The organism is Streptococcus sp. SK140 (assembly GCF_000259525.1).
Lineage (GTDB): Bacteria > Bacillota > Bacilli > Lactobacillales > Streptococcaceae > Streptococcus.
On sequence record NZ_AJML01000019.1, the window covers coordinates 1 to 10,838 of the forward strand.

General features: G+C 37.6%; 6 protein-coding genes and 3 pseudogenes. 1 reads left to right on the forward strand and 8 read right to left on the reverse strand.

The features are described from left to right. From HMPREF1116_RS04940 to HMPREF1116_RS04965, 7 genes and pseudogenes are all read right to left on the reverse strand, one after another. The coding region (locus tag HMPREF1116_RS04940; RefSeq protein ID WP_442852122.1) for a DEAD/DEAH box helicase at positions 1 to 1,355 on the reverse strand (1,355 nt) is incomplete at its 3' end. After that, complete coding sequence (gene asp3, locus HMPREF1116_RS04945; protein WP_000586333.1) at positions 1,342 to 1,782, reverse strand: accessory Sec system protein Asp3; 441 nt, start codon at positions 1,780 to 1,782, stop codon at positions 1,342 to 1,344. The genes asp3 and HMPREF1116_RS04940, both read right to left, overlap by 14 nt. Next, entirely contained in the window at positions 1,779 to 3,311 is a 1,533-nt protein-coding gene (gene asp2 / locus HMPREF1116_RS04950; protein WP_000031197.1) for an accessory Sec system protein Asp2, read from the reverse strand. Before asp2 ends, asp3 begins: the two co-directional genes overlap by 4 nt. Beyond that, a complete protein-coding gene (asp1, locus tag HMPREF1116_RS04955) occupies positions 3,295 to 4,875 on the reverse strand; it encodes an accessory Sec system protein Asp1 (protein WP_000291167.1) in 1,581 nt (526 codons plus the stop codon). Before asp1 ends, asp2 begins: the two co-directional genes overlap by 17 nt. Before the next feature lie 9 nt (positions 4,876 to 4,884). Then, entirely contained in the window at positions 4,885 to 6,102 is a 1,218-nt protein-coding gene (gene secY2, locus HMPREF1116_RS04960; RefSeq protein ID WP_025171252.1) for an accessory Sec system protein translocase subunit SecY2, read from the reverse strand. 228 nt (positions 6,103 to 6,330) lie between these two features. After that, positions 6,331 to 6,495, reverse strand: a pseudogene (locus tag HMPREF1116_RS12320) (IS30 family transposase); the annotation flags it as partial. A gap of 91 nt (positions 6,496 to 6,586) precedes the next feature. Next, positions 6,587 to 7,471: a glycosyltransferase family 2 protein gene (locus HMPREF1116_RS04965; RefSeq protein WP_001247614.1), complete on the reverse strand. Its 885-nt coding sequence runs from the start codon at positions 7,469 to 7,471 to the stop codon at positions 6,587 to 6,589. Between the two features lie 272 nt (positions 7,472 to 7,743). Between HMPREF1116_RS04965 and HMPREF1116_RS12550 the strand changes: the two are divergent. Continuing rightward, positions 7,744 to 8,902, forward strand: a pseudogene (locus tag HMPREF1116_RS12550) (transposase). 122 nt (positions 8,903 to 9,024) lie between these two features. On the opposite strand, the pseudogene HMPREF1116_RS12555 reads toward HMPREF1116_RS12550, so the two are convergent. Continuing rightward, a pseudogene (locus HMPREF1116_RS12555) lies at positions 9,025 to 10,838 on the reverse strand (LPXTG cell wall anchor domain-containing protein); the annotation flags it as partial.

Consider the following 10,838-nt stretch of genomic DNA (forward strand, 5'->3'; position numbering starts at 1 on the left):
AACAGTAGGGACGAATAGAGATGCGACATCTCAACAGATCCGACAAAGACTAGTAGTGGGTTTCCTTTGAGATGGTATTCCTTGATACACTCAAGTGAAGCATAAACCTTTTCTGGTAGTGTTACATAAAGATTATCTGGATAGTCTTTTCGGATTAAGGGACGATTGGTTGGAATTCGAATAACAGACATATTATAGGTTTCCAAAAATTCCTTCTCTGCGACCTTCCCAGTCCCAGTCATTCCTGATATCTTATTAAACATTTTGAAAAGACTTTGATAGGTGATAGAAGCCATTGCCCGCGTTTCAGGAGAGAGTTTCACATGCTCCTTGGCTTCGATGGCCTGATGAAGTCCTCCCTGCAACTTGGTCATTTCCATCAAGCGACCAGTTCCTTTATCCAGGAGAATCATCTCATCATCCCGAATGATATATTCCTTATCTCTCGTAAATAACTTATGCGCTCTCAAGGAATAGACTAGGTGTCGTACATAAGTGGCGTATTCTTCCTTATACAAGTTATCAATTCCTAGGAAGCTTTCAGCAGTTTTAGCCCCCTTTGTAGTCAACCATATCTCTTCTTTTTCTTCTTTAAAGATATAGTCTTCATTTTCAACCATGGTTGTTACTAAAGTATCGATGATTCCATAGTAGTTGGACTGAACGCGAGGAGATCCCGCAATGATGAGTGGTGTCTGTGCACTATCTAGTAAAATATCATCAATTTCATCAATGATTACATAGTCAAACGGACGTAAAAACTTATCTTTACTACTGGAAGCTAGATTATCATTTAGATAATCAAAACCTAGACCATTATTTGTCAAATAGATAATATCTGAGTTATAGATTTCTTTTTTTTCTTTGGATGTTAATTCCTCTTTAGGATCATCAGTGAAAGGTAAACCTAAACTTAAACCCAAGAAACGATAAACCGGCCCCATTTCCTCTGAGTCACGCTTAGCTAGATACTCATTGGTCGTAATCAACATAGCACCTTTACCAGTAAGGGCATTGAGATAAAGAGGCATAGTCGCAGTCAAAGTCTTTCCTTCACCGGTATTCATCTCGGCAACATTTCCTTGGTGGATGACAATCCCCCCCATAACTTGAACATCATAAGGAAACATTCCTAGGATTCGCTTATCAGCTTCTCGTACAACTGCAAAAGCTTCAACAAGTAAATCATCTAAGGTTTCCCCCTCTGCTAAACGTTGACGAAACTCTACCGTTTTTGCTGCCAAGGCTTCATCGCTAAGAGCTGCCATCTCATCTTTAAGACCATTGATCTTTTTTAAAGTAGCTCTGACTTTTCTAAGTTTTCTATTTTGATACAAACTATTAAACACGATCATACTCCTTAATTAAGAAAGAATAAAAATCGAGTGACTCAAACCCAGCAGCAATGAGAGAAACTCTATATGTATAAGCCTCCTCAGGATAAATGAAAGAAAAAGATAGGGTTTTCTCCACTTTTTCTTCCAGCACTTCTTCGTAACGGTCCAAGAAAACTAGTTTGATGTAAATGCTATTTTCAGGATAACAAGTCATATTCATGGTGAATTGATAGCGATGATTTCTTTTTAAGAGAGGTAGGCTGGGTTGGCTTCTATCACCTTGATAATTCGAGCTTGAAAGCCATGATTTGAGAACTTCTCCTGAAGCTAGTAATGGATTTGAAAGACTGATATGGCCATCTTCCCAAAACTGAACTCGAGTTCCATACAGGTAAGTTGCTCCCATATCCTCCCAGAGTATGTCTTCTCTTTGATTTATAATCATGTCTCACCTCTTCCAAATTCTGCTTGTAATATCATGTTATAAAAATGGATAAACCAGGTAACGTTGGTTCCTGTATCATCATTGTGTCGACCGGCTGTTCCTTTTGATAAGATCTTCGCTCCAGTTTGACAGAGCGTAGTGACTAGCTGATCATAAGCATGACTATCCATATCTTCATCCTTCATGTAAGAAAGACCAAACGTCGTTTGAGAAAAATCTGCTTGTTTGAAGGCAGACCAAAAACGGTTATCCAACTCATCCATGTGGGCTGGGCTGATTCCTCCAGTTTGATGATGAAGCACGTCGAATCCTGTTGGAAAGACACCTGGTGCTTCCAATCTACCACGTCTTGCAATTGTTCCTAAATTTGCTAAGGGTTTACCCACAACGATTCCTTTCGGTTCAAAGAATGAGCCATAGTAAAGAGAAGGGAAAGTTCCCATTGATAAACCTGATAAGATTAGATCTTTTTTATCAAAACCTAAGTATTCCTGATAATGTTCAATCGTTTGTTTGATTTTTTCTTCCAGTTCTTCACTACCCAGGTAAAATGCTCCACCTTCTAATCGAGGATCAGAGAACAGAATGAAGGGACACTTGAAATTTAGCATCATTCTGTATCCTTCAAATCCCTCGGCAGGTCGAAATCCTGAAAAGTAGACAGCCAATGGTGGTTTAAAATCTCCAGGATGGAAGAAGTAGTTAATCTCATCACGCTTATTATCGTGTAAGATATTCCCCCCAAGAACAAATTTCCCAAAGTACTTCCGACTCCAACGTTGATGTAGACTTCCCAACTTTAGAGTTCCTTGACCACGCGCCTCGACAGACAGACATAGGTAGGCATTGTAATCCTGATCCATGATTAGGGCTGTCTTCAGGTCTTCTTCTGTAAAGATCAAGTCTTCCACAATATCTGAAACCGAACCTTCAGGCATTTTTTTAACCCGAAACTGAAATTCTACACCTTCACTTTTTTCATACTCTAGCCACAACTCGATTGGAAGTTTTGTTGCAGAGACAAAGTTGTATTTCCAATGAGCTACTTGAGAAAACTCAGAACCAAAATCCCCCTCTAAGAGCAGATACTCAAAGCCTTGATAAGAAACAGAGCCTTTAAAACTTGGATGAACTTCTATTGTAGCTGGTTTCATCTTATCCCCGTATCCACCACCGAATAAGGAAGTGGATAAATCTTTTAAGAGCTTCTGTGGGTCTGAAAAGTCAATTGCTTGGGCACAGCGTTTTTTGATTAAATCCGAAATAAGAGGATTGCTTGTTTGAAACTCTTGGTTATAGAAAACCGTATAGGGCTCAATTATTTTAATGATTGGTAATAGGTCAACCAAGTAACGGCCATCTTCGATGAGAATGGCATTGAACTTGCGAATCTCATCCATTTTTATCGTTTCTTTAAGAGCCTTAGGAGAATTAGGATAAAAATAATACCAATCCATCTTTTTAGGGATCTCATAACGATGCTTCCAATTTTCTGTCCCTATCTGTAGGATTTTAAGATCCTTTGACATTTGTACTCTCCTCTATCCATTGATCTAGTTTCCCCACAAATTTTTCACCTGTATGTTCCTTGATTTTATCAACCGAGTAGATCAAAGACTGATTCCATTCTTTTAGGGTATCCAGGTAGTAATGGGCCGCTTTCTTAAATTCTGTGATAGTAGAAAGCAAGTAGCCATTTTTCAAATGGTCAACATAGACAGTCTCTACTTGATTCACCTGAGGAATTCCTGCACTAATTCCCGCTATTTGGGTATATAGGTGAGGTTGTGGATTCAAATCAACAATCAAACGAACATATTCTAAGGTCTTAATCATTTCCAATTCATCATTGATGTTTAACAAGCGATAGCGAAGTTTCTGTTGGACATTTTCCTTCAAAGGATTTTCAGCCCCTTCATAGTCGATTGCTTTCTCAAAAATTTCTGCCGAGAATTTTTCATTTATAATTTCCTGAATGGCCTCTGCGACTCTATCCATCTGGTCGTTACTGGCAGCAAAAGCACCGAAAATTACCTCAGTGTCTTTGGTCTCTGCAAGGAAGGATAAGATTTGAAAAAGACCTTCTTTGTCCAATTCTTCTTCAAAATTAAGTTGATAATAAATTATAGATTCTCTCTTTGTCTGACTTTTTCCCAATCTCAAACGAGTATCAAATGGCGATAAATGTTTGAAAAGATTGTATTTATCTGGATACAATTCCTGCAACAGCTGAAGGCTATCCTCTCTATCAACTAAGACCAAATCGACTTTGGATATAGACCCAAGTAGATCTCTCATGCTCTCCTTTGGATTACGACCGATGAAAAGGCTCAATATTTTAGGATTTGCTTCAGGCAAGCGATTTAGAACAAAATCGTTATGTCGAGAGTCAGATGGAATAATAAATAAATCACTACTCTCTTTAATCTTTTCGAGTCGTTTTTCAAAGAATTCAGCCACCAACTGCTCCATATCACTATAGTGGAGCGAATCAAAACGAAAGGCAAAAATAGGATTAATCTCTACCCTACCATCCTCTTGTAAATACTCTCTGAACTGCCAAATTCCCTCAGAATTCAGATAATCTTGATAAGATGGATAATTATCCTGATAATAAATGACACTCGAAACCAGGCCACGGTCATCCATAATATAGTGCTCGATCATTTGCCCTTGGGTATCAAAATATTGAATATCACTAATAAAACCTTCCACACCATGCTCAATTTGAGCATAGCGTTTCCCATCTTTGTGGATAACAATAGCGAAAGGACTGTACATAAATTCACAGTCCTTATCCCACTCAATATCTCTGATATTCAGTACTTGTGGAGAAATATCCGTAATATCTTGCATTTCATCAAAAATAGAATATATTTCAGCCTCTAATACACTATGACGATGTAAGAAATAGCGAAGATGTGGTTGATAGGCTAAAACAAAAAGGCTTGACGGCAGTTCTTGTCTATCTAACAGACGAATCTGATTGAAGGTATCGTCAAACTCCAACTTAAAAGAAGACCGATACCAAGGGATGATATCTGCATGCCACTGACGATGACTACCATACCAAGCCGGAATAAAATAATACATAACACTCTCCTAAATCAGTGGTTTATAAGTTTCGTTTAACTTCAGTGCACTAATTTCATCTTTAATGTTAAAGATCATACCACTTAAAATCATAAACAAACCTGGTATCATACTCACTCTCAATAATTGTTCATCAACTAAAACAAATAACATCGGTAGACCTGCGAATAACACATTAAAGATACCACCTACAATAGCAAATTTGAATACTAGATTATTAATAAAATTACTGGTATCCTCACCTGGATAAACGCTATAAATGTACTCACCAGAGCTTTTCATCCGTTCTGCCACTCGTTCCCCACTAATATTGACAAAAGCAAAGGCAATACTAAAGACAAACAAAGTCGCTATATAGGTATAAATCCACAAGGGTTTCCCCGTTGCATATTGGAAAATTATATGTTGATAAACCGTGTCCTCTGGATTTACTAATTGTAGCAAAAGAAATAGGTAAGTTGGTAAGTTAATTAAACTCATCACATACATAAAGGGCATCCCACCTGCAGGATTCAACATAATTTCAAAATAAGAATAACGCTTAAAGCGAGAGTGGAGACCAATCTTATTGACTGGAATCCGATAACGAGCACGATAAAAAATTGCAATGAGATAGGCAAAAACGATCCCCATCGCTCCAAGTATTACGACAATCCACATAGGAATACCGAGTTTTTGTATTGATTCCATGATGTCTTGAGGAAGATAGAGAATCATACTAGTCAATAAGATAGCAAAATAGCCACCAATCCCCATAGTAGAGTTAATATCTGATAACCATATCAAGAAAAAAGTCCCGGCTATCAGCAAGGTTGTGTTTAGTATGAGTACCAAGAGTGTGTTATAGTTGTCCTTGATTGGTAAATTTACTACTAAAGCTAGCGATTGAATCAAGGCAATTGTCAAAGTTAGATACATCTTTCTCCGATCCTGAACTTCAGCAGAGCCAGAAGCAAGATTCAAACGTTTAGATAAGGAGAACATTTGCCATAAAATCATCGATGACATCCAGGGGGATAAACCGACTGAAAAGATTGACAAACTACGTAAATCGCCCCCTGTAATTGCAGTTGAAAAAGCTAAATAAGCAGTAGACCCCCCAAGAAAATCTCTACTATTCAAATCAATAAAAGGAAGAGTTAATCGACTACAAAGAACATAAATAAAAATTAAGAAAAGAGTTATAAAACCTTTTTTTATAACTATAGATGAAAAATAATTTTTCAAAACAATTCCTTCCATTCTATAAATAAACATCAGAAAGTTCAAAAATATATACTTCTTTAGTTTTCTTTATAAATACATAAAACCATGGCACAAAACTACTAGTTTTTAGTATAAAATACTATTTCCCTCCATAAATTCAATGTCATTATTATAACAAAAAAAGCAGAAAAAATCTGCTTATAAGAAAATAAAGATAAATATCGTTGTTTTTTATCAAAGAATTTCTTATTGTCTTAAGATAAATTTCAGAGTCTGATTGATTGTCTCCACACTTTTATTTGAAATCAATCGGATAATTTGAGATCCACTACTTCAATCAGTCAAGATAAACAAACAATCATTTTTCACCCTTGTTAATAGCACTGAATCAATCTCATCATCCTCATTTTCTAATCATAAATTGATAGGAGGCTGGACTAGGAAATACAGAACTACATTCTTTGGATAAATTCTTTGTTTAACTTCAGGGAAAGTTTACAATTCTCTAATTAATAATATCATCTAGTTTTAAAGCCTCTATTTTATGTTCCAATTTTTGTTTTTCTTCCAAGTAGCCATGATGTGATAATTCTTTCAAATTGCGTTTCAAGACATAATCATACATTTTATATGTCTTCGCAATATCAATCTCCTCTAAATCTTTAGTAACCTCAATTCGTTCTTCTAAGGCTGATATATAGTCTAAGTGGGATAAGGTGAAATTATAACTCAACCCCTCGAGATTTTTACGATATGCATATACCACATGGTTACAAATAGCAATCTTTTGAGCTTCTAAATATAGTTTCCAACTTGTGAACTGATCCTCTGCATACTTCCCATATGGAAAACGAATATTATCAAATAAACTACGTTTATACAATTTTCCCCAAGCTACTGAAAAGAGTATAAAAGTAACATCAACCATTTCATCCATTTGATTAATTGCATAGTATTTATCCACATACGTAACTGGAAGTTGTGGAAAACAATCTTTCGAATAGAATAAAAAGTAGGGTTCCTCAAATCGACAGTATGCTCCGATTACCATATCAGACTCTCCTAATAGAATTGTTGCATACAACTTTTCTATAGCATCATCCATCAAAAAATCATCTGAGTCAACAAAAGTAATATATTCACCTTCTGCACGATCCAAACCATAATTTCTAGAATCTGATAAGCCCCCGTTTGTCTTTTCAAAATAACGGCAACGAGGATCACGGTTTACAAATTCATAGCAAATATCCCCTGAAGAATCTGTTGAACCATCATTTATTAACAACACTTCAATGTCTCGATAAGATTGTTTCAAGACACTATCAATACATTGACGTAAATACAATTCTCCATTATATATAGGAATAATAACACTAATTAAAGGTCTCATAAATAATTTTTCCTAACTTTCTAACCTAATTTCAATCCTCAGCGAAAAGTTTAAAAACTCATACAATTATTACTATTTAATAAATTTCAAATAATATTTTTGTACTTCATTTTATAACAGGTTTATATCTAATAAAATATTAAATGCTTAATCTTTATAATTAACTATAGCATTTTTTATATCAATTAACTAACAAAAAAAGTCCCATAAGATCTCTAATGAGAAGCGCCTAAACAACTCATTAGAAAGGATCATTTGAACAATCATATTTTATCACAAAACTGCTTGATATTAAAGACCCAAACATAAAGATTGTAGATATCATCAATTTGGATACACACAAGGAAATCATAGCTAAATTAGACTACAATGCCCCATCTTACCCTGATTACGGAAATCAAATGAAGAAATATGACTTTCAAAAACCGTCTGAGATTCCTTACCTCGAAAAGACTGGTATGGCTGCTAGAATTCTTCTGAAAAAAAGTCGTTTCAAGTGCTATCATTGCTCGAAAATAATTGTCGCTGAGACTTCAATCGTCAAGAAAAATCATTAAATTTCTCGTATCATCAATTAAAAGATTGCTCAAAAGTTAATTAAAATACTTCTATGACCGATATTGCCCATCACCTTGCCATTTCAACTTCAACTGTCATCCAAAATCAATTTCTTCGATATAATAGAGCTGTTAGTTGTCAAGTGAAAATCATTACTATGGATATGTTAGTCCCTACTATGCTTCGCATTCGAATTTCGAGGCTCAGGCTGAAACAGTCTCCCAGACTGTTTCACTTCAAAATGCAAAAATTGTCCTTGATTGCTTTCCCACTTCATTATTATATTTCTAAACTCAAGCTAAAAGAGTTCACTGGACTGTTTTACTCCAACACTTAAGTCGTGCTTTAAGTCGTGTTCGTGCCCAAATCATGAAACAATTCGATTGAAAATCTTGTGAATACAAAGCTATCAAGCGCTACTGGAAACTCATTCAACAGAATATCCGTAAAGTCCGTGATAAACGTTTTTATCGCCCTACTTTTCGTATGCTCTTAACTAATAAAGAAATTCTAGACAAACTCTTCAGCTATTCAGAAGACTTAAAACACCATTATAATTTCTATCAACTCTTGATGTTCCACTTTCAGAATAGAGAGCCTGACAAATTTTTCGAACTCATTGAGGACAATCTAAAGCAGTTTTTTCCTCTTGTTCAGACTGTCTTTAAAACGTTCCTCAAGGATAAAGAAAAGATTGTCAACATCCTGCAATTTCCCTATTCCAAGGGCAAATTGGAAGCTACTAATAATCTCATCAAACTTATTAAACGAAGTGCCCTTGATTTTAGGAACTTTGACAACTTTAAGAGACGAATTTTTATCGCTCTGAACATAAAAATGGAGAGAACAATCGTTGTCTTCTCCAGATGTTAGTTTATCTTCAAGTCACTACAGTTGACAAAGAACTCAAAACAAAAGAAATCCTGAAAAGTTAAACTTTTCAGGATTTTTTCTTATCTTGTCGTTATAGAACTACTCTATATAACATAGATATCTTAGATTTCATCTTCATTTTCATCTTTACGACGTTTGGCTACTAAACCTAATCCAGTTAGACCTGCTACAACTCCAAGGAGAGCATTTGCAGCTGAAGCTGTTTCACCAGTATTTGGTAATTGCTTACGGGCCTTAGTGGTATCAGTTTGTGGAGCTTGACTAGTTGAAGTCGAATGAATCATAGATGCGCTTGTTGATGCTGATTCTGAAGCCGATGTGCTTGCTGAAGCTGATGTACTTGCTGAGGCTGACGCACTTGTTGATGCTGACTCAGACGCTGATGTGCTTGCTGAAGCTGATATGCTTGCTGATTCTGAAGCACTTGTCGACACTGACTCTGAAGTAATTACGCTTTCGATGTTTAAACTTTCAATAGAATAGCTCTCTGGCATTCCCTTACTTGTAACGATTGTGTCAGATGCTGATTCAGATGCACTTGTTGATGCTGATTCTGAAGCTGATGTGCTTGCTGAAGCTGATGTTGATTCAGAAGCTGATGTGCTTGCTGAAGCTGACGTGCTTGCTGAAGCTGATGTTGATTCAGAAGCTGAGTGCTTGCTGAAGCGATGTGCTTGCTGAAGCCGATGTGCTTGCTGAAGCGATGTGCTTGCTGAAGCGATGTGCTTGCTGAAGCGATGTGCTTGCTGAAGCTGATGTGCTTGCTGAAGCTGATGTTGATTCAGAAGCTGAGTGCTTGCTGAAGCGATGTGCTTGCTGAAGCTGATGTTGATTCAGAAGCGAGTGCTTGCTGAAGCGATGTGCTTGCTGAAGCGATGTGCTTGCTGAAGCGATGTGCTTGCTGAAGCGATGTTGATTCAGAAGCGATGTGCTTGCTGAAGCGAGTCTTGCTGAAGCGATGTGCTTGCTGAAGCGATGTGCTTGCTGAAGCTGAGTGCTTGCTGAAGCTGATGTTGATTCAGAAGCCGATGTGCTTGCTGAAGCTGATGTTGATTCAGAAGCTGATGTGCTTGCTGAAGCTGATGTGCTTGCTGAAGCTGATGTGCTTGCTGAAGCTGACGTTGATTCAGAAGCTGATGTGCTTGCTGAAGCTGACGTTGATTCAGAAGCTGATGTGCTTGCTGAAGCTGATGTGCTTGCTGAAGCCGATGTTGATTCAGAAGCTGATGTGCTTGCTGAAGCTGATGTTGATTCAGAAGCCGATGTGCTTGCTGAAGCTGATGTGCTTGCTGAAGCTGATGTGCTTGCTGAAGCTGATGTGCTTGCTGAAGCTGATGTGCTTGCTGAAGCTGATGTTGATTCAGAAGCCGATGTGCTTGCTGAAGCCGATGTGCTTGCTGAAGCTGACGTTGTTGGCTGATGTGCTTGCACTTGTTGAAGCTGACGTGCTTGCTGATGTGCTTGCGCTTGTTGAAGCTGATGTGCTTGCTGATGTGCTTGCGCTGTGCTTGCGCTTGTTGAAGCTGACGTACTTGCTGATGTGCTTGCACTTGTTGAAGCTGATGTGCTTGCACTTGTTGAAGCTGACGTGCTTGCTGATGTGCTTGCGCTTGTTGAAGCTGATGTGCTTGCTGATGTGCTTGCACTTGTTGAAGCTGACGTGCTTGCTGATGTGCTTGCACTTGTTGAAGCTGATGTGCTTAGCTGATGTACTTGCACTTGTTGAAGCCGATGTGCTTGCTGATGTGCTTGCACTTGTTGAAGCTGATGTGCTTGCACTTGTTGAAGCTGACGTGCTTGCACTTGTTGAAGCTGATGTGCTTGCACTTGTTGAAGCTGATGTGCTTGCACTTGTTGAAGCTGACGTGCTTGCTGATGTGCTTGCGCTTGTTGACGCTGACGTGCTTGCTGATGT